General features: G+C 68.4%; 17 protein-coding genes. 9 read left to right on the forward strand and 8 right to left on the reverse strand.

Annotated features, from left to right (window positions below):
* Positions 1 to 8 precede the first annotated feature (8 nt).
* Complete coding sequence (locus B0F77_RS27105; protein ID WP_086665815.1) at positions 9 to 440, reverse strand: DUF3052 domain-containing protein; 432 nt, start codon at positions 438 to 440, stop codon at positions 9 to 11.
* Between the two features lie 319 nt (positions 441 to 759).
* On the opposite strand from B0F77_RS27105, the gene aceE reads away from it, so the two are divergent.
* Complete coding sequence (gene aceE, locus B0F77_RS27110; RefSeq protein WP_086665816.1) at positions 760 to 3,519, forward strand: pyruvate dehydrogenase (acetyl-transferring), homodimeric type; 2,760 nt, start codon at positions 760 to 762, stop codon at positions 3,517 to 3,519.
* Positions 3,520 to 3,696: 177 nt separating this feature from the next.
* Positions 3,697 to 4,485: an aminoglycoside phosphotransferase family protein gene (locus B0F77_RS27115; protein ID WP_086665817.1), complete on the forward strand. Its 789-nt coding sequence runs from the start codon at positions 3,697 to 3,699 to the stop codon at positions 4,483 to 4,485.
* 76 nt (positions 4,486 to 4,561) lie between these two features.
* Here the strand turns inward: B0F77_RS27115 and B0F77_RS27120 are convergent, their stop codons facing one another.
* Together B0F77_RS27120 and pnuC are read right to left on the reverse strand one after the other, a co-directional pair.
* Positions 4,562 to 5,734 (reverse strand): M14 family zinc carboxypeptidase, encoded by a 1,173-nt coding sequence (locus tag B0F77_RS27120; protein ID WP_086665818.1) that lies wholly within the window; start codon positions 5,732 to 5,734, stop codon positions 4,562 to 4,564.
* Complete coding sequence (pnuC, locus tag B0F77_RS27125) at positions 5,731 to 6,354, reverse strand: nicotinamide riboside transporter PnuC (RefSeq protein ID WP_086665819.1); 624 nt, start codon at positions 6,352 to 6,354, stop codon at positions 5,731 to 5,733. The genes B0F77_RS27120 and pnuC overlap by 4 nt, the downstream gene beginning before the upstream one ends.
* 55 nt (positions 6,355 to 6,409) lie before the next feature.
* Between pnuC and B0F77_RS27130 the strand changes: the two genes are divergently transcribed.
* Both B0F77_RS27130 and B0F77_RS27135 read left to right on the forward strand, forming a co-directional pair.
* Positions 6,410 to 7,498, forward strand: coding sequence for a phytase (locus B0F77_RS27130; RefSeq protein ID WP_086665820.1), 1,089 nt, complete (start codon positions 6,410 to 6,412; stop codon positions 7,496 to 7,498).
* Between the two features lie 9 nt (positions 7,499 to 7,507).
* The gene (locus B0F77_RS27135) at positions 7,508 to 8,548 is read left to right on the forward strand and encodes a winged helix DNA-binding domain-containing protein (protein ID WP_086665821.1); all 1,041 of its coding nucleotides are present in this window, start codon (positions 7,508 to 7,510) and stop codon (positions 8,546 to 8,548) included.
* Here B0F77_RS27135 and rfbB read toward each other — a convergent pair.
* From rfbB to B0F77_RS27155, 4 genes are all read right to left on the reverse strand, one after another.
* Positions 8,538 to 9,512 (reverse strand): dTDP-glucose 4,6-dehydratase, encoded by a 975-nt coding sequence (rfbB, locus tag B0F77_RS27140; RefSeq protein WP_086665822.1) that lies wholly within the window; start codon positions 9,510 to 9,512, stop codon positions 8,538 to 8,540. The two genes, B0F77_RS27135 and rfbB, sit on opposite strands and share 11 nt — an antisense overlap.
* Complete coding sequence (locus B0F77_RS27145; RefSeq protein WP_086665823.1) at positions 9,509 to 10,564, reverse strand: glucose-1-phosphate thymidylyltransferase; 1,056 nt, start codon at positions 10,562 to 10,564, stop codon at positions 9,509 to 9,511. Before B0F77_RS27145 ends, rfbB begins: the two co-directional genes overlap by 4 nt.
* A 128-nt stretch (positions 10,565 to 10,692) precedes the next feature.
* Positions 10,693 to 11,466, reverse strand: a complete 774-nt coding sequence (locus tag B0F77_RS27150; protein WP_086665824.1) for a mechanosensitive ion channel family protein — start codon at positions 11,464 to 11,466, stop codon at positions 10,693 to 10,695.
* A 206-nt stretch (positions 11,467 to 11,672) separates the two neighbouring features.
* On the reverse strand, positions 11,673 to 13,241 hold the full coding sequence (locus B0F77_RS27155; RefSeq protein ID WP_245848690.1) for an alpha/beta fold hydrolase: 1,569 nt from the start codon (positions 13,239 to 13,241) through the stop codon (positions 11,673 to 11,675).
* A 121-nt stretch (positions 13,242 to 13,362) separates the two neighbouring features.
* Between B0F77_RS27155 and B0F77_RS27160 the strand changes: the two genes are divergently transcribed.
* The 5 genes from B0F77_RS27160 to fabF all read left to right on the forward strand — a co-directional run bounded on the left by B0F77_RS27160 (position 13,363) and on the right by fabF (position 18,175).
* On the forward strand, positions 13,363 to 14,562 hold the full coding sequence (locus B0F77_RS27160) for a PucR family transcriptional regulator (RefSeq protein WP_086665825.1): 1,200 nt from the start codon (positions 13,363 to 13,365) through the stop codon (positions 14,560 to 14,562).
* A gap of 194 nt (positions 14,563 to 14,756) precedes the next feature.
* Positions 14,757 to 15,686, forward strand: a complete 930-nt coding sequence (locus B0F77_RS27165; RefSeq protein ID WP_086665826.1) for an ACP S-malonyltransferase — start codon at positions 14,757 to 14,759, stop codon at positions 15,684 to 15,686.
* On the forward strand, positions 15,683 to 16,660 hold the full coding sequence (locus tag B0F77_RS27170) for a beta-ketoacyl-ACP synthase III (protein ID WP_086665827.1): 978 nt from the start codon (positions 15,683 to 15,685) through the stop codon (positions 16,658 to 16,660). Before B0F77_RS27165 ends, B0F77_RS27170 begins: the two co-directional genes overlap by 4 nt.
* 46 nt (positions 16,661 to 16,706) lie before the next feature.
* Positions 16,707 to 16,943: an acyl carrier protein gene (locus B0F77_RS27175; RefSeq protein ID WP_030465146.1), complete on the forward strand. Its 237-nt coding sequence runs from the start codon at positions 16,707 to 16,709 to the stop codon at positions 16,941 to 16,943.
* Positions 16,940 to 18,175, forward strand: coding sequence for a beta-ketoacyl-ACP synthase II (gene fabF / locus B0F77_RS27180; protein WP_086665828.1), 1,236 nt, complete (start codon positions 16,940 to 16,942; stop codon positions 18,173 to 18,175). Before B0F77_RS27175 ends, fabF begins: the two co-directional genes overlap by 4 nt.
* Positions 18,176 to 18,478: 303 nt before the next feature.
* On the opposite strand, the gene B0F77_RS27185 is transcribed toward fabF, so the two are convergent.
* The gene (locus B0F77_RS27185; protein ID WP_086665829.1) at positions 18,479 to 19,042 is read right to left on the reverse strand and encodes a hypothetical protein; all 564 of its coding nucleotides are present in this window, start codon (positions 19,040 to 19,042) and stop codon (positions 18,479 to 18,481) included.
* Positions 19,043 to 19,457 lie beyond the last annotated feature (415 nt).

A 19,457-nucleotide genomic window follows, 5' to 3' on the forward strand; every position in this document is an offset into this window, starting at 1 on the left:
GAGTGATGTCAGCGCTTGGCCTTGGCGGACTTCGGCCACACCAGGCGGGTGCCGGCCCAGTCGTCGGCCACGCTGATGTTCGAGGTCTGCGAGAGGCCAGCGGTGGGCACGGCCTCGGCGATGTCGCTCGGCTCGACGTGCCCTGGACGGCCGGTCTTCGGGGTGAGAACCCAGATCACGCCGTCCTCGGCGAGCACGCCGGTTGCTTCCAGCAAGGCGTCGACCAGGTCACCGTCGTCTTCCCGCCACCAGAGCAGCACGATGCTCACAGTCTCGTCGGCATCCTCGTCGAGGAGGTCGCCCCCGATCTGCTCCTCGACTGCGGCACGGAGGTTGTCGTCGACGTCCTCGTCCCAGCCGAGTTCCTGGACGACCATGCCCGATTCGATCCCGAGCTTCTCGGCGACGCCGATCTTGCCGGCGTCTTCCGCGGCGACCACGGTTTTCACTCCTCCAACTACGCAAGAGCGACAGCCCTAAGACTGCCGCCAGAGTCCGTTACTCGGGCTAGCGAACACTGTCAGCTACCTCCGGCGCAACTGTTGACCACGTGACACGCCGTAACAGGGACCCCTGTGGAGATCCCTGGACTGCCATAAGGCACGCTCTACATACCTCTTATCGCGCGCGCGTGAGCGACACGATCCAGAACTACCGATCAGTAGCGGTGACGAAGTCGTCGCGCAAGGACAACGATAGGAGTGCGTGGCACGGTTTCCGGGCCACGCGAAGTACCGCCAACGAAGCCGAGGAGACACCTTGAGCCCGCAGAACACCGGCCCCGAGCGGGTTCGTGTCATTCGCGACGGCATGGCCGCGCACCTGCCGGACATCGACCCCGAAGAGACGTCCGAGTGGCTCGAGTCGTTCGACGAGGTGCTCAAGGGCGGCGGTCAGCAACGGGCCCGGTACCTGATGCTGCGCCTGCTGGAGCGTGCGCGTGAGAACCACGTCGGCATGCCCTCGCTGACCAGCACGGATTACGTCAACACCATCCCCACCGAGCGGGAGCCCTGGTTCCCCGGTGACGAGGAGGTGGAGCGCCGGTACCGCGCGTGGATTCGCTGGAACGCCGCGATGACGGTGCACCGCGCGCAGCGACCGGGCGTGGGTGTCGGTGGACACATTTCGACGTACGCGTCCAGCGCCTCGCTCTACGAGGTCGGCTTCAACCACTTCTTCCGCGGCAAGAACCACCCCGGCGGCGGCGACCAGGTCTTCATCCAGGGCCACGCCTCCCCCGGTATCTACGCGCGTGCGTTCCTCGAGGGCCGGCTGTCGGAACACCAGCTCGACGGCTTCCGCCAGGAGTACTCGCACGCCGGTCCGGGTGGCGGTCTGCCGTCGTACCCGCACCCGCGCCTGATGCCGGACTTCTGGGAGTTCCCCACGGTCTCCATGGGCATCGGCCCGATGAACGCGATCTACCAGGCGCGGTTCAACCGCTACCTGCGCGACCGCGGCTTCAAGGACACGTCCGACCAGCACGTGTGGGCGTTCCTCGGCGACGGCGAGATGGACGAGCCGGAGTCGCGCGGCCTGCTGCAGCTCGCCGCGAACGAGCAGCTCGACAACCTCACGTTCGTGGTCAACTGCAACCTGCAGCGCCTCGACGGCCCGGTGCGCGGCAACGGCAAGATCATCCAGGAGCTGGAGTCGTTCTTCCGGGGTGCCGGCTGGAACGTCATCAAGGTCGTCTGGGGCCGCGAGTGGGACGCGCTGCTGCACGCGGACCGCGACGGCGCGCTCGTCAACCTGATGAACGCCACGCCCGACGGTGACTACCAGACCTACAAGGCGAACGACGGCGCGTACATCAAGGAGCACTTCTTCGGCCGCGACCCGCGGACGAAGGCGCTCGTCGAGCCGATGACCGACGACGAGGTGTGGAACCTCAAGCGCGGCGGCCACGACTACCGCAAGGTCTACGCGGCGTACAAGGCGGCGACCGAGACCGTCGGCCAGCCGACCGTGATCCTCGCCAAGACCATCAAGGGCTACTCGCTCGGCCCGCACTTCGCGGCCCGCAACGCGACGCACCAGATGAAGAAGATGACCCTGGACGACCTCAAGGGCTTCCGGGACAGCCTGCGCATCCCGATCTCCGACGAGGTGCTCGAGAAGGACCCGTACCTGCCGCCGTACTACCACCCGGGACAGGACAACCCGGAGATCCAGTACATGCTGGAGCGCCGCCGTCAGCTCGGTGGTTTCCTGCCGGAGCGCCGCACGAAGTCCAAGGCGCTGGTGCTGCCGGGCGACAAGGTCTACGACGGCATCAAGCGCGGCTCCGGCAAGCAGGAGGTCGCCACCACGATGGCGTTCGTCCGGCTCGTCCGCGACCTCGCGAAGGACCCGGAGATCGGCCCGCGCATCGTGCCGATCATCCCGGACGAGGCGCGCACGTTCGGCATGGACTCCATGTTCCCGACGCAGAAGATCTACAACCCGAACGGCCAGGCGTACACCTCGGTGGACGCCAACCTGATGCTCGCCTACAAGGAGTCCGAGCAGGGCCAGATCCTGCACGAGGGCATCAACGAGGCGGGTTCCACGGCGTCGTTCACGGCGGTCGGCACGTCCTACGCCACGCAGGGCGAACCGATGATCCCGATCTACATCTTCTACTCGATGTTCGGCTTCCAGCGCACGGGCGACGGCCTGTGGGCGGCGGCGGACCAGATGGCGCGCGGCTTCGTGCTCGGTGCCACCGCGGGCCGCACCACGCTGACCGGTGAGGGCCTGCAGCACGCTGACGGCCACTCGCTGCTGCTGGCGCACACGAACCCCGCCGTGATCGCCTACGACCCGGCGTGGTCCTTCGAGGTGGCGCACATCGTCAAGGACGGTCTGCGGCGGATGTACGGCGAGAACGCCGAAAACGTCTTCTACTACATGACGGTCTACAACGAGCCGTACGTCCAGCCCGCCGAGCCGGAGAACCTGGACGTGGAAGGCCTCCTGCGCGGCCTCTACCGCTACCAGGAGGGCCCGCAGACGGGTGGGCCGCGTGCCCAGATCCTCGGCTCCGGCGTGGGCCTCCCGTGGGCGCTGAAGGCTCAGAAGCTGCTCGCCGACGAGTGGGGCGTCTCCGCGGACGTGTGGTCCGCCACGTCGTACTCGGAGCTGCGCCGCGACGCCGTCGACACCGACCGCCACAACCTGCTGCACCCGGACGCCGAGCCGCGCGTGCCGTACGTGACGCAGGTGCTGGCGGACGTGCAGGGCCCGGTCGTCGCCGTGTCCGACTGGGCGTCGGCGATCCCGGACCTGATCCGCCCGTACGTCCCGACCGACATGACGACCCTGGGCACGGACGGCTTCGGCTTCTCCGACACCCGCCCGGCCGCCCGCCGCCACTTCCTGGTGGACGCGGAGTCCGTCGTCGTCGCCACGCTGGCCGCCCTGGCCAAGCGCGGCGAGGTCGAGCAGGCGAAGGTCGTCGAGGCCGCCCGCAAGTACCGCATCGACGACGTGCAGGCCGCAGGGCCGTCCACGGGCGACGCGGGCCTCGCGTAGCCGCTGGTACCTCGGAAGGGCCGTCCCGCACGCGCGGGGCGGCCCTTCTCGCGTCCTGAGGGCGTACACCCGCGATCGTGAACCCCCGAGCGCCGGTAGACGGTTTCGGCGTCCTCAGCGGCCTGCAGGACGGCAATGCGGTGGCCCTCACCGCGTGCACATACCTAGGTTGCGGGCATGCAGGACGAGCCCTACGACCGCCTCGCGGACCTCGGCCACACCAACCCCGGCGAGCGCCGCGGATCGACCGTCACTCATCCGGCACAACCGTGGACGACGACCGTGCACGCGTTCCTCCGCCATCTGGAGGCCGAAGGGTTCGAGGCCGCGCCACGCGTCGTCGGCCCCGGCTTCGACGACGCCGGCAACGAGGTCCTGACCCGGCTCGACGGCACGATCCTCGCCGAGCAGGTGTGGCCGGATCCGGAACGGTCGCTCCACGAACTCGGCACGACGCTCCGGCGGCTGCACGAGGTGAGCCGGTCGTTCACGCCGCCGCCGGACGCGCGGTGGATGCCGTGGACGTTGCGCAGCCGTGCGGACGACGCCGTGATCAGCCACGGCAACATCGCGCCCTGGCACGTCGTGTTCGACGCCCGACGCCCGACCGGCCTCATCGGCTGGGAGTACACCGGGCCGGTCGAGCCGCTCGACGAGGTCGCCGTCACCGCCTGGTACTGCGCGCAACTGTTCGACGACGACGTCGCCGAACGCATCGGCCTCCCGCCGGCGGCGATCCGCGCCGAGTGGTTCCGCGGCTTTCTCGACGGCTACGGCCTGCCGCGCGACAAGCGAGCGGACCTCGTCGACCGCGTCCTGCGCTTCGTCATCGCCGACAACGGCTGGTACGCGCGCATGCACGGCTTCACCCGCGAGTCACGCGACGCCGACGGGCTCTGGACGCTGGCCTGGCAGTCGCGCGCCGCTCTGTTCACCCTCGAACACCGCGCCCTGCTGGAGCCTTAGCAATGGGTCTTTTGCGGACGAAGTCCAATGACTCATTGCTAAGGCGCTGGTCAGGCCAACCGATATATCAGTTGGGTTAGCACTGGGCGACGGGCTGGGCCGCCAGGAGTGGTCCGTCGGCGCGGGCGTCGAGCAGGAGCGGGATCAGCGCACGGGCCTCCTGCTTCAGCGGCACGATGCGGTCGCCGCCGCGGAGGTACTGGGAGCTGATGCCGTGCAGGGCGAGTTCGTCGGACACCTCGCGGTACTGGGCGCCGGTCAGCACGTACCCGCACGGCGGGGTCGTCAGGACGTCCGAGGGATCCGGGGCCTGGTTGTCGGCGCCGCCGAAGTACACCGGGCCGGTCCGGACGGCGCGAGAAGCGGCGTTGGCGGCCTCGATCTCCGAGCGCTTCTCGCGGACGAACGACTGGGTGCCGTCCAGAGCGCGAAGGTGCGAGTCGACGCGGAAGACAGGCGTGCCGTCGCCGTTGGTCTCGACCAGCAGCCCCATGCCGTGCTTCAGGCCACCGGTGTTGCGGAGGATGCGTTCCTGATGGTCACCGGCGATCTGGCCGACCGGTTCACCGGTCACCGGGTCGACGAGGATGCCGTAGACGCCCGACGTGCGGCCGGCGGCCTCGACGGACGGGCGGATGTACGAGCGGGACAGCGTCTCGGAAAGCGAGTGAACGCCAGGAGCGACGTTGAGGTTGCGCGGCCACAGCCAGAGGACGTCCTTCACGTAGTACGGCTCGGAGGGGCCGAACTCGTGGAGGTCGTGGATGACGTCAGGCTTCCAGTCGCGGATCACCGAAGCCATCGCGCGGGCCTCGGCCGAGCGCAGCAACAGGTGGTCGCGGTTGATGTCGACGCCGTCGGAGTTGCCGCGGGTGTCGAGCACCCGGCCGTCCGGGTTGGCGTTCGGCACGAACAGGTAGGTCACCGACGACGACCGCGGCAGTGAGCGCATGCGGATCAGGCACGCCTCGCGGCCGGCGGGCTCGTCGCCGTGCTGCGAGCAGATGAAGAGCACGACCGTGCGCGCCGACGAGGGGCCGACGCGCACGAGCTGGACGGGACGGCCCTGGGCGGTGGTCCCGATCGTCGAGACGGGGAGTCCGGTGGCGCGCAGGTAGGCCTGTTCCTCGGCCTCGGTGGTCCAGTTGCCGGTGAGTTCGAACCCGGTCCGCGGTGGCTCCTGAGCGGCCAGCGCAGGAACGGGAACCAGTAACGAAGCAGCTGCCAGTAGTGCGATCAGTCCCCTCATAGAGGAGACTTTGCCGCCTTTGTCAACCGTTGGGCGGTACGCGTCCAGTCGAGGAACCCGTGGATCACCAGGCCCGCGAAGATCAGGTAGACGAACGCGCTGAAGTACAGGCCGGACTGGATCTGCAGCGGCACACCGACGGCGTCGACCACCAGCCACACCAGCCAGAACTCGACCAGGCCCAGTCCCTGCAGCGCGAAGGCCAGGATCGTGCCGACGAAGATCGCGGCGTCCGGCCACGGCGCCCACGAGGCGTTCAACGCGTCGAGCACCAGCGCGAACGCAACCGTGCTGATGACGAAAACGCCCGCTACCGCACTACGTTCCCGCCACGAACCGGTCCGCACCACGACGCCGAAGACCGGGTCACGGCGGCGCACCCACGCGTACCAGCCGTAGATCGCGATCAGCCCGACGACGACCTGACGCGTCGCGAGGCCGCCGAGATGCGCGGACAGGTAGACGGTGAAGAGCAATGCCACCGAGACCAGTTGAACGGGCCAGGTCAAGAGTGAACGACGCTGCGCCAGGAAGACGACAGCGAGCGCCAGCACCTGGCCGACCAGCTCCGTGTACGCGATCTTCTGGCCGAAGATCGTCAATCCCACCTCGTACCACACGGCTTGTTCCCCCGTGGTTCAGTCGCCGTATACCGGTGTTTCCTACGTTGCCACCATGTCATCTTCCTTAGCACTGGCGCTCGTGCCTTTGTTCCTCACCGCACCAACTACGCCGGTAATCACACCAACGGCCGTCACGCAGACGTTCGAGGAACCCGCCGACGCGGACGACCCGGCCATCTGGGTGAACCCGCGCGACACCGAGCGCAGTGTGGTCCTGGGCACACTCAAGGAGGGCGGCCTGGCGGCGTTCGACCTGAACGGTCGCACGATCGGCGTCTACCCGGCGCCGCGGCCACCCACGCCGGACGCGAAACCCGGCCGTTTCAACAACGTCGACGTCGTCGGGAACCTGGCGTTCGTCAGCGACCGCGGCCGTGATCGTGTCCGGGTGTTCCAAGTGGACGAACGCGGCGCGAAGGACGTCACGAACCCCGCCACCAAGCCGGTGTTCAGCAAGACCGAACAAGAGGTCGAAGGCCAGCACAACGTCTACGGCCTCGCCGCCGGGCACATCAACGGCAGGGACGTCGTCGTCACCAGCCGGCGCAACGAGACCAGCATCGCGTTCCTCCAGGTCACCAAGGACAGGACGTACGACACCAGGAAGGTGTCCACTCTGGACCTGCCGAGCACCTTCACCCTCCCGAACGGCAAGCAGTGGACGGTGTGCGGTGAGCCCGGCGAGGGCCCGCAGGTCGAGGGCATGGTGATCGACGAGCGCACGAACACCCTGTACGCCGCGCAGGAGGACGTCGGCATCTGGCGCATCCCGTTGCGCGCCAACGGCTTCGGCAAGCCGCAGCTGGTCGACGAAGTGCGAAGCTGGGGCGCGCCGCAGAAGTACAACCCCGAGACCGAGGAATGTGAACAGGACGGCCCCGACCCCGGCTTCGGCGGCCAGTGGCTCGAAGCCGACGCCGAGGGCCTGACCATCGCGGACGACGTGCTGATCGCGTCCAGTCAGGGCGACTCGCGGTTCGTCGCGTACCGCAAGGCGGACATGACGCCGCTCAGGGACTTCAGGATCAAGGACGTCGAGCACTCCGACGGCGCCGACATCGTCCTCGGCAAGCTCAACCTGCTCGTCGTGCACGACGGCGAACGTCCGAACGGCACCGGTTTCGCGTTCATCAGGTTCTAACCTGTCCCCATGGGGATCTTGAGCCGACAGCAGCTCAACCGGGCGCTGATCGAACGGCAGATGCTGCGCGAGCGCGCTGACCTCGGCGCGTTCGCCACCATCGAACGTCTCGTCGGCATCCAGGCGCAGGAACCGAAATCGCCCTACATCGGCCTGTGGACCCGCCTGAACCACTTCCAGCCGCAGGAACTCGAAGACCTGCTCGTCAGCAGGCACGTCGTCCGCATCCTGCTCATGCGCGGCACGATCCACCTGGTCAGTGCACAGGACGCCCTCGCGTTGAGGCCGCACATGCAGCTCAGGCTGGACCGCGAGCTGCAGAGCGGCCCGTTCGCGAAACGACTGCGCGGCCTCGACCTCGACGCCGTCGCCGAAGCCGGTCGCAAGATCCTCGACGAGACCCCGCAGGGCACCGCGGATGTCGGCAAGCTGCTCCAGCAGCACTGGCCGGACCGCGAGCACACCGTCCTCGGCAACGCGCTGCGCAACAAGCTCGCCCTCGTCCAGCTCCCGCCGCGCGGCCTGTGGCACCGCAGCGGCCGCGCGATCTGCACGCCCCTCGAAGCCTGGCTCGACCAGGAACAGCACGCCATGCCCCGCGAACGGCTCGTGCTGCGCTACCTCAGGGCGTTCGGCCCGGCGACGGTCATGGACGCCCAGCAGTGGTCCGGCCTCACCAAACTCGCCGAGGTCTTCGAGCAGCTCCGCCCCCAGCTCGTGACGTTCCGCAACGAGGCCGGCAAGGAGCTCTTCGACCTGCCCGACGCGCCACGTCCCGACCCGGAAACACCACTACCGGTCCGCCTGCTGCCCGAGTTCGACAACATCCTGCTCGCGCACGCCGACCGCCGCCGGGTCATCGCGGACGACCGGCTCGGCGTGGTCGTCGGCGGCAAACCGACAGTGCTCGTCGACGGCTACGTCGTCGCCACCTGGTCCGTCGCCAAGGACAGGACGATCACCGTCGACTACCTCGAAAACGTGCCCCACACGAAGAAGAAGGCGGTCGCCGAGGAGTGCGACCGCCTTCAGGACTGGATCAGGACGTGAAGTCCCGCAACGGCTTCCACCACGCCGGGTGGTCGCGGTACCAGGCGACGGTGTCCGCCAGCCCCTGCTCGAACGACACCAGCGGCTCGTAGCCGAGCTCGGCGCGGATCTTCGTGTCGTCCAGCGCGTACCGCTGGTCGTGCCCGAGCCGGTCGGCCACCCGCTTGACGAGCGCGGGCCCCGCGCTGCACAGATCCAGCAGAGCCTCGGTGATCTGCAGGTTGGTGCGCTCGTTGCCGCCACCGACGTTGTAGATCTCGCCGGAACGCCCCGAGGTGAGCACCAGCTGGATCGCCCGGCAGTGGTCGGACACGTGCAGCCACTCCCGCACGTTCGACCCGTCCCCGTACAACGGCACCTGAACGCCGTTGAACAGGTTCGTGATGAACAACGGGATCAGCTTCTCCGGATGCTGGTACGGCCCGTAGTTGTTGGAGCAGCGCGTGATCGACACGTCCATGCCGTGGGTCCGCCAGTACGCGCGGGCGATCAGGTCACTGGACGCCTTCGAGGCGGCGTAAGGAGAGTTCGGCTGCAGCGGCCACGTCTCGGTCCAGGCGCCCTCGTCGATCGACCCGTAGACCTCGTCGGTGGACACGTGCACGACCCGGGACACGCCGGTCCGGCGGCAGGCCTCCAGCAACGTCTGCGTGCCGAGCACGTTGGTGAGCACGAAGTCCGCGGCCGCCGTCAGCGAACGGTCCACATGCGACTCGGCCGCGAAGTGCACCACCGCGTCGTGGCCGGGCAGCAGCTCCAGCAACAGCTCCAGGTCGCAGATGTCGCCTTCCACGAACGACATCCGCGGATGCGACGAAGGCAGGTTCGCGCGGTTTCCCGCGTACGTCAGCTTGTCCAGCACGGTGACGTGCGCGTCCTCGTAGCCCGCGTACCCGCCGTCGAGCAGGGTGCGGACGTAGTGCGAGCCGATGAACCCGGCCGCCCCGGTAACCAGCAGCTTCACGCCGCCACCTCCACATGCGCGTCGTCCCCGACGACCAGCCGATGTTGCTTCGCCGAACCCACCCTGGCCTTGCGCCCGATCAACGACGTCTCGATGCCGGAGACGTTGTGCACGAAGGCACCCGACAGCACGATCGAGTCGGACACCCCGGACTCGGTGATCCGGCAGTCCGCGCCGATCGCCGTGTACGGCCCCACGATCGACTCCTCGACCAGCGTGCCGGCACCGATGATCGCGGGCCCGACGATGCACGACCGCACGACGCGGGCGCCCTCCTCGACGACGACCTCGCCGATGAGCGTGCTCTCCTCGTCGACGATGCCCTGGACGTCCGCGCGCATCCGCTGCAGCACCTCGCGGTTGCACTCCAGCACGTCCTCGACCTTGCCGGTGTCCTTCCAGAACCCCGAGTAGATCCGCGCCCGCACGTCACGGTCGTGCGTCACCAGCCACTGCAACGCGTCGGTGATCTCCAGCTCGCCACGCCACGACGGCTCGATCGCGTCCACCGCCTCGTGGATGCGCGGGGTGAAGAAGTACACGCCGATCATGGCGAGATCACTGCGCGGCTCCTGCGGCTTCTCCACCAGCCGCGTCACGCGCGAGTTCTCGTCCACCTCCGCAACGCCGAACGCCCGCGGGTCCGGCACCTTGTAGACCACGACCTGCGCGGACGGCCGCACCGCCGCGAACTCGTCGGCGATCTCGGAGATGCCCTCGACGAGCATGTTGTCGCCCAGGTACATCACGAAGTCGTCCTCGCCCAGGAACGGCCGCGCGATCTTCACGCAGTGCGCGAGTCCCAGCGGTGCGTCCTGCGGGATGTACGTGATCGCCACGCCCAGTGCGGACCCGTCGCCCAGCACGTCGGAGATCTCGTGAGCGCGGTCGCCGACGATGATGCCGATCTCGGTGACCCCGATCTCGCGCAGGTTCTCCACCACGTACTCGAGCACCGGCTTGTTGGCGATCGGGATCAGTTGTTTCGGCATCGAATAGCTGAATGGTCGCAGGCGTGTTCCCGCGCCTCCGGACAGCACCAGGGCCTTCATGGAACGTCTCCTCCACCGTCACGTGGCACCGAGGTTCGCCGCCCGTGGTGGACCGCAACTGGAGAACGGCCTCAACAACGAAGAAGGGGCCCGCGCTGGTCAGCGCGAGCCCCTTCCACCCAGACGAACTACCTGTCCGACATCGGCATGCCCGACGGCGGCGTAGGCATGTCACCGGCACGGCCACCCACGCCTGCGGGCATCTCCTGCGACGCGCGCGGCGTCGGCGACTGGGCGGCCGCGGCCTCGTCCTGCACGCGGTTCAGCCAGCCCTCCCAGCGCGACTGCATCGGGCGGACCAGGCCGCCACCCACACCGATGACGATCACGCCGGCGACCGTGGCGAGCACGGCGATCAGCACCGGCATCGTCACCGAGATCGCGATGCCCAGCTGGTTGAGCGCCGCGATGACGCCCAGCGCCATCACGAAGCCGTAGGTGATGTTGCCCATGATCTTCGTGTACGAGCGCTGGCCCAGCGCACCGGTCACGAGGCCCCGCAGCGCGGTGCCGATCGCCGACGCGACGATCACGAGCACCATCGCCACGACGATCCGCGGCAGGTACGCGATGACCTCGTTGAGCAGCGTGCTGACCGGGTTCGAGGCGCCGAACACGCCGAACGCCAGCTGCAGCGCGATGAGCAGCACGAAGTAGTAGACGATCTTGGCGATGAGGCCGGTCGCGTCCATCGACGACTGCCGCATCGCGCCGTGCAGGCCCGACTTGTCGACGAGCTTCTCGAAGCCGACGCGCTTGAGCAGGAACTGCACGCCCTTGGCGAGTGCCTTGGCGATGAACCAGCCGATGACCAGAACGAGCAGGAAGCCGAGCAGCTTCGGCACGAACGTGGCGACCATCGCCCACGCCTGGCCCAGGCCCTCGGTGATTTGCGAGCCCACGGGCCCTCCTAGAACAAAGTTGCGGTGAGTGAAGATCCGACCAGTTGATCGTTTCGCGGATCACACCGCTCAGCAACCTCGACACTGTGACACGAAAGGGTGGCTGACGTGGATTTTTGTCTCAATACAGTCCAGAGTGGAACCACCGGTGGGGACCGGGGAGAGGGAAGCGCCCGCCACGCTCTGTGTCGGGCGCTTCCACATTTCTACGGCCTGGCCGAGAGTCCCCGGCCGTCCAGATACGACTGCATCCGGTCCGGGGACAACGCCGGAGCAGGTGCCGGAGCCACCCCGCCCTGACCGTCCTTCGGCACGTCCGGCCGCGGGTCGCCGGCGCACTCGGAACTGCTGCCGGGCAGCGCCCCGTCGATCAGGTACCGGTTCACCTTGCCGTCGACGCAGGAGTTGCCGCCGTTGTAGATGCCGTGCTTGCCCTCGTCGACGACGGTGATCAGGTTGTGCCCGAGCCGCGCCGCCATCGCCGGGCCACCCGCGTACTGGGTCTGCGTGTCGCCCTCCGACTGCACGACGACGCCGACCGGGTAACCGTTGCGGCCGAGCTTGACCGCCTCCTCCGGCGGGGTGAACGAGCGGAACGTGCACGTCATCGGGGCGGCCCGGACGATGCCGAAGCCGTACGGGTAGCGCTCGCGGAAGGTGCGCATGTCCTCGTAGTAGATGTGCAGGTCGGTCGGCCAGGCCGACTCGCAGGTGACCGTGTCGAACACGCCGGACCGCAGCTCCTGCAGGCTGGTCTTCGCGAGCACCTGCCCTGCCTTGGCGCCCTCGGCGTTCTCCGGCTTCTCCCCCGACCGCAGCTTGGTCACGATCGTCGCCAGGTCCGACCACAGTGGACGGTAGCGGGCACCCACGCCCATCGCCCCGTCGAAGGAAGACCGGTTGTACTCGCCGATCGGCGTGGTGTTCAGCTTCGCGGCGACCTTCTCGACCTCGGCCAGCACCTCGGTCTGCGACTTGCCCAGCGCGAACTTCTCGTTGCGCTCCCCCACCCAGGTCGCCCACGTCTCGACGTCCTGCCGGTACGCGACGGCCTGCTGGCGGAACTGCTCGTGCCAGATCCACTCCGGGTGCACCGCCGAGTCGAGCACGCTGCGGTCCAGGCGGTTCGGGAACAACGTCCCGTACACCGCGCCCAGGTAGGTGCCGTAGGAGTAACCCAGATAGTTGATCTTCGGCTCGCCCAGCACCGCGCGCACGACGTCCATGTCCCGCGCGGTGTTGGCGGTGCTGATGAACTGGCGGATCCCGCCGGACGACTGCTGGCACGCCTCCTCGGCCTCGCGCGCCTCGGCCGCCCACTTGCCGAACTCGCCGTCCGCCGGCCGGGATTCCGGCGCGGCGATCGCCGGTGCGGCCCGGCAGTTCAGCGCCGTCGAACCGCCGACGCCGCGCGGGTCGAAGCCGATGAGGTCGTAGACCTGCGCGAGCTCGGACTTGGCCAGGAACAACGGCAGTCCGACCCCGGAACCCCCAGGTCCACCCGGATTGGTGAACAGCACGCCGCGCCTGCGGTCCTGCGCCGCCGCCTTCTTCCGGCTGATCATCAGGTTGATCCGGTCGCCCGCCGGTTTGGCGTAGTCGAGCGGCGCGACGAGCGTGGCGCATTCCAGCTCGCTCAGCTTTCCGCTGCACTGCGCCCACTTGACCGGTTGGGCGACGTACTCGGCGAGAGGGTCGGGAGGATCGGCCGAAGCGGCGACACTCGTCGACAGCAGCGCCACCACGCTCAGGGCCAGGGCCGGGAACCTACGCAAGACGAAACCTCCACGCCGCACGAAAAGACCTCTGCTGCCCGAAGGTATGGCCGTTCAAACGGTTGCATGGGTTCTGTCACCCGTCCCGGTGATGTCACCTCCAACGCCTTAAGCTGCGGGTATGACCACCACGAAGGCGAAGGAGGAGCACCCGCCCACCCTCTCCGCCCGCACGATGCGCAAGATCGAACGCGCGTCCGGCTCGCTCGCCACGGCCAGTGTGTCCGAGATGGAACAGCGGCTGCCGTGGTTCGCCCGGATGCCCGCTGACCAGCGTGCGAGCGTGCTGTTGCTGATCCAGAACGGCGTGGCGGGCTTCGTCGAGTGGCTGCACGACCGGCAGCAGGCGATCCGGCTCACCGCGGATGCTTTCCGTTCCGCCCCCAAGGACATCTCCCGCTGGGTGAGCCTGCGCCAGACCGTCGAGCTCGTCCGGATAGCGCTGGAGCTGTTCGAGGACCGGATGCCGGCGATGGCGGAGACCGAGGCCGAACGCGCGCTGCTGATGGAGGGCGTGCTGCGGTACGGGCGGGAGATCGCCTTCTCCGCCGCCACCTCCTACGCGACGGCCGCCGAGGCGCGCGGCGCGTGGGACGCCCGGCTGGAAGCGCTGGTCGTGGACGGCATCGTGCGTGGCGACCCCGAGGAGTCGCTGCTGTCGCGCGCCGCTGCGCTCGGCTGGGACCCCGGGCTCGAAGCCACCGTGCTGGTGGGCAATCCCGGCGGCGAGGACCCGCCGACGATCATCTACTCGGTGCGCAGCAAGGCCGCCCGCGCGGGCCGGCAGGTGCTGCTGTCGGTGCAGGGCTCGCGGCTCGTGGTCGTGCTCGGCGGGCCGACGGAGACCGGTGAGGACGTGCTGGGGCGCATCGCCGAGGGGTTCGGCGAGGGACCCGTGGTGGCCGGGCCCACCGTCGCGAGCCTGTCCGAGGCTCATCGCAGCGCCAGCGACGCGCTGAGCGGGCTGCGGGCGGTCGTGGGCTGGCCGGCCGCGCCGCGTCCCGTCCGTTCGCTCGACCTGCTGCCCGAACGGGCGCTGGCCGGCGATCCGGAGGCCGAGTGGCAGCTGGTCGACAGGGTTGCCCGGCCGCTGGAGGACGCGGGCGGCGCGCTGCTGGAGACGGTGGACGCGTTCCTGGAGGTCGGCGGCGTGCTGGAGACGTGCGCGAAAAGGCTGTTCGTGCACCCGAACACGGTCAGATATCGCCTTCGGCGCGTTCAGGAAATGACGGGAAGAAATGCACATGACGCTCGAGACGCGCTTGTGCTTCGCGTCGCTTTGTCTGTAGGTCGCCTTGCACGGTCCCGGGGCCTGTGGTAGCGAACGGCATGTGACGGAGTTCGCACACATCCGTTAGGGTGAGGGCCAAACGACCATGCGGCTCGCTGAGCTGGGCAGACGTCGGGCAGCGTTCACCCGTCCGACACTTTTGTAGGGTCTCTACAAATACGATCGCCGTACTTCGTTCTTTACGGCATGGGGTACCGGTGGGTTCACCAGCTTTAGTAATCGACGTGATCGCACTCCTCGCGCCCGGACAAGGGTCCCAGACTCCCGGCATGCTCACCCCCTGGCTCGAACTGGAGGGGGCGGAGAAGCAGGTCCGCACGTGGTCGGAGATCACTGACCTGGACCTGGTGCGTCTCGGCACCACCGCGGAGGCCGACGAGATCGTCGACACCGCGATCACCCAGCCGCTGGTCGTGGCGCTCGCGCTGCTCGCGTTCGGTGAGCTGCGCCGCCGCGTCGAACTGCCCGCCGACGTGATCGTCGCGGGCCACTCGGTCGGTGAGCTGGCCGCCGCGTCGATCGCGGGCGTCATCAGCGCCGACGACGCGGTCGCCCTGGCCGGTGTGCGCGGTGCCGCGATGGCCCAGGCGTGCGCGCTCGAGCCGACCGGCATGGCCGCGGTACTCGGTGGCGACGAGGAGGAGGTGCTCGCGCGCCTCGAGGAGCTCGGTCTCGTGCCCGCCAACCGCAACGGCGCCGGCCAGATCGTCGCGGCCGGTCCTCGTCCCGCACTCGACGAGCTCGCGGCGAACCCGCCGGGCACGGCGAAGGTCCGCAAGCTGGCGGTCGCGGGCGCGTTCCACACCAAGTACATGGCGCCCGCCGAAGACGCGGTGCGCGCGCGTGCCGCCGAAGTCACCACGCACGACCCGTCGCTGCCGCTGCTGTCCAACAAGGACGGGCAGCTCGTCACCGAGGGCACCGAGGTGCTGCGCCGCCTGGTCACCCAGGTCACCAGCCCGGTCCGCTGGGACGTCTGCCAGGCGACCCTCGTCGAGAAGGGCATCGCCGGCTCGGTCGAGCTGCCGCCCGCCGGCGCGCTCACGGGTCTCGCCAAGCGTGCGATGAAGGGCACCGCCACCCTCGCCCTCAAGACCCCCGACCAGCTCGAGAAGGTCGCGGAGCTGATCGACACCGTTGGAGCCACTCAGTGACCACGTTCCAGGCCCCGCAGGCATCTGCGGGTAGCCGCATCATCGGCCTCGGCAGCTATCAGCCGGAGACGGTGGTCAGCAACCACGACCTCGCCGCTCGCATGGACACGTCCGACGAGTGGATCCGCGAGCGCGTCGGCATCGCGAACCGGCGCGTCGCGAGCAAGGACGAGGGCGTCGTGGACATGTCCGTCGCGGCGGGCACCAAGGCGATCGAGGACGCGGGCCTCACCCCGGCCGACATCGGCGGCGTGATCGTGGCGACGTGCACCATGCCGTCGACGATCCCGAACGCCGCCGCGCAGGTCGCCACCAAGATCGGCATCAAGGCCGCCGCCGCGTTCGACCTGAACGCCGCGTGCGCGGGCTTCTGCTACGCCGTCGCGACCGCCTCGGACATCGTCCGCGCCGGCACGGTGAAGAACATCCTCGTCATCGGCGCGGAGAAGCTCACCGACTGGACCCACCAGGACGACCGCTCGACCGCGATCATCTTCGCGGACGGCGCCGGTGCCGTCGTCGTGGGCGCCAGCGACGAGAACCACATCGGCCCCGTCGCGTGGGGTTCGGACGGCGAGATGTCCGAGGTCATCAGGATCGACGACCGCGACTCGTTCATCCACCAGGAAGGCCAGACGGTCTTCCGCTGGGCGACGACCCAGATCGCGCCCATCGCGATCCGCGCCGCCGAGCTCGCGGGCGTGGAACTGTCCGATGTGGACGTTTTCGCCCCGCACCAGGCCAATCTCCGCATCATCGAGGCGATCGCCAAGCGCCTGCGCAACAATGGTGCGCGGGAGGACCTGAAGGTCGCTCGAGACATCGTCGAATCCGGCAACACCTCCTCGGCCTCGATCCCCATGGCACTGGACCACATGAGGACCGCGGGCGAGATCTCGAGCGGAGACGTGGTGCTGATGGTCGGGTTCGGCGCGGGTCTGTCCTACGCGGGCCAAGTGGTCCGGTGCCCGTGAGCACCACCCAGAGTTTTTCCATCGTTTCAATCGAAAGGGAACTTCAGTGAGCGACAACGTCCTGTCCGGTCTTGCCGAGATCGTCGAAGAGGTCGCCGGTGTGGCCGCCGACGACGTCACCGCTGAGAAGTCCTTCGTGGACGACCTCGACATCGACTCGCTGTCGATGGTCGAGATCGCCGTCCAGGCTGAGGACAAGTTCGGCGTGAAGATCCCGGACGACGAGCTGGCCAACCTCAAGACCGTTGGTGACGCGGTGAACTACATCACCAGCAACAAGTGACTTCCGGCATCGAGGTCGTCATCACCGGGCTGGGTGCCACCACCCCGCTCGGTGGTGACGTCACGTCGACCTGGGACGCGCTCCTGGCCGGCAAATCCGGGGTTCGCCCCATGACCCACGACTGGGTCGAGAAGTACGACCTGCCGGTCAAGATCGCTTCACAGCTCGTCGTCGACCCGACCGAGGTGCTCCCCCGCGTCGAGGCCCGCCGCCTGGACCGCTCCGAGCAGGTCGCCATCGTGGCGTCCCGCCAGGCGTGGTCCGACGCCGGCCACAACGACGACACCGTCGACCGCCAGCGCCTGGCCGTGATCATCGGCACCGGCATCGGCGGCGCGATCACCCTCCTGGCCCAGGACGACCTCCTGGAGACGCAGGGCCTGCGCAAGGTGTCGCCGCTGACCGTCCCGATGCTGATGCCGAACGGCCCGGCAGCCCACGTGGGCCTGGAACTCAAGGCCCAGGCAGGCGTGCACGCCCCGGTCTCCGCCTGCGCGTCAGGCGCCGAGGCCATCGCGTGGGCCTACCGCATGATCATGTCCGGCGAAGCCGACGTGGTCGTGGCAGGCGGCGCGGAAGCGTGCATCACCGCGATCCCGGTCGCGGGCTTCTCCCAGGCCCGCACCATGAGCACCCGCAACGACGAGCCGGAAAAGGCCTCGCGCCCGTTCGACACGGGCCGCGACGGCTTCGTCCTGGGCGAAGGCGCGGGCGTCATGGTCCTGGAACGCCGTGAGTTCGCGGAAGCCCGTGGCGCCAAGATCTACGGCCGCCTGGCAGGCATCGGCACCTCAGCCGACGGCTACCACATCACCGCCCCGGACCCCGAGGGCGTGGGCCAGTCCCGAGCCATCGCCGCCGCCTTGCGTTCCGGCGGCATCGACCCGGCCGACGTGGGCCACGTGAACTGCCACGCCACCTCCACCCCGGTGGGCGACGTCGCGGAAACCGTGGCAATCCGCAAGGCGATCGGCGACCACCCGGTCCTGACCGCCCCGAAGGGCGCCCTGGGCCACCTCCTGGGCGCGGCAGGCGCGGTAGAAGCCATCGTGACCGTCCTGTCGATCCGCGACGGCGTGGTTCCCCAAACGCTCAACCTGGAGAACCTGGACCCGGCCGTCACCCTGGACGTGGTCGCGGGCGAACCCCGCAAGATCAAGCTGGACGCCGCGGTGAACGACTCGTTCGGCTTCGGCGGCCACAACGTGGCACTGGCCTTCACCCCGGCCTAACCCACTCCCACGCGCCCCGGCCCGCACCAGCGGCCCGGGGCGTCGTGCTGTCCAGGCACGCTCGTGCAGGGGTCCCCTCGGGCGCGGCTCGCTCTGGCCCGGCTTGGGACGGGACCACCCCACCCGAACCGCACCAACGCAACGCGCAGCCGCCGAAAGCAACAGGCGTGCCATCAACCCGCCCGCGGCGCTGGCCGGTCTTTGATCAGATTGGCGGGGTCCGGGGCGGAGCCCCGAGTCCTAAACGCAACACGCCCAACGCAAGGTGACCACCCGCATGAGTCGCGTCCAGCAACCCCCAGATCAACACTTCTCCATCTGGGGAGTCCGGCTCTCCGGCGCCAGATCCACCTTCAACTCCCCACCCTCCCACACCATCACATAAACAACCCGCCACCGAATACACCGCTCCGGCAACACAACCGGAGCCTTGGCAACGTCCTGAGTGGACACAAAAGACAACAAAACCCGCAACCGCCGCCCGACCACATCGGACTCGATCCGCTGCACGACCATCCCGCCATCCCGGGTGGTCTCGTAGTCCGACATCCAGGTCGACTCGGCAGTCGTCGACCCCCGCTGCGCCGACACCACCGACCGCCACTCAGCGAAGTCCCGGTCGTTGATCGCGTCGAAGTACTTCTGCAGCACCGTCTGCACCGAAGTCCGATCGGGATGCGTGAACGCGTCCGGGCTCAACCGAACCTCCGCGGTCCCCGGCAGCGGCCCGGCCACGGACGAGGACGGCACGACCGGCGACCCCTTCGCCTCCGCGGGACGGGAGTAGACCGTCCGCCCCACCATCCCGGCCGCCACCGCGGCACCGGTGATCACCACGACGGCCGGCACCAGCCAGCGGCTAGCCACGCTCCCCACCCCCGCAGCCTAGCCCGCACGCCACACCGGACAGCAGAGGGCCGCTCACAAAACCGCGCCTGTTACATCAAAACATAAACTTCACCCAAAAGATTACATTCACCACAGATGCAACTTGCATGTAGCAAGACAATGATTGCTACATAAATTCGCATGCACAATCTCATACTCCGGATGGGTTCCTTCAGGGGTACCAATACCGCCGTTCGGCGGTGCCAAACGCGCATTGGCAGCCAATTTCGACTTCACCCGAAGAGAGTACGGAACACAGTGCGTATATGACGGTTGCCAGCACCTAACTATACGTCGAGATCGGCCTGGAATACCGCAGCTCATCGACGTTCGCCCAAACGGAACGATACAGGGCCGTTTAGCATAACGCCAGGACGGGTGCGTTGACCGGCCA

The sequence above is a fragment of the Lentzea kentuckyensis genome (genome assembly GCF_002150765.1).
GTDB classification, from domain to species: domain Bacteria; phylum Actinomycetota; class Actinomycetes; order Mycobacteriales; family Pseudonocardiaceae; genus Lentzea; species Lentzea kentuckyensis.

Excerpts from the sequence above, each read along its gene's own strand:
- B0F77_RS27160 (WP_086665825.1), top strand. The coding sequence starts at position 13,363 with ATGACCACCACGAAGGCGAAGGAGGAGCACCCGCCCACCCTCTCCGCC.
- B0F77_RS27120 (WP_086665818.1), bottom strand. The coding sequence starts at position 5,734 with ATGAGGGGACTGATCGCACTACTGGCAGCTGCTTCGTTACTGGTTCCC.
- B0F77_RS27130 (WP_086665820.1), top strand. The coding sequence starts at position 6,410 with ATGTCATCTTCCTTAGCACTGGCGCTCGTGCCTTTGTTCCTCACCGCA.
- B0F77_RS27135 (WP_086665821.1), top strand. The coding sequence starts at position 7,508 with ATGGGGATCTTGAGCCGACAGCAGCTCAACCGGGCGCTGATCGAACGG.
- B0F77_RS27145 (WP_086665823.1), bottom strand. The coding sequence starts at position 10,564 with ATGAAGGCCCTGGTGCTGTCCGGAGGCGCGGGAACACGCCTGCGACCA.
- B0F77_RS27115 (WP_086665817.1), top strand. The coding sequence starts at position 3,697 with ATGCAGGACGAGCCCTACGACCGCCTCGCGGACCTCGGCCACACCAAC.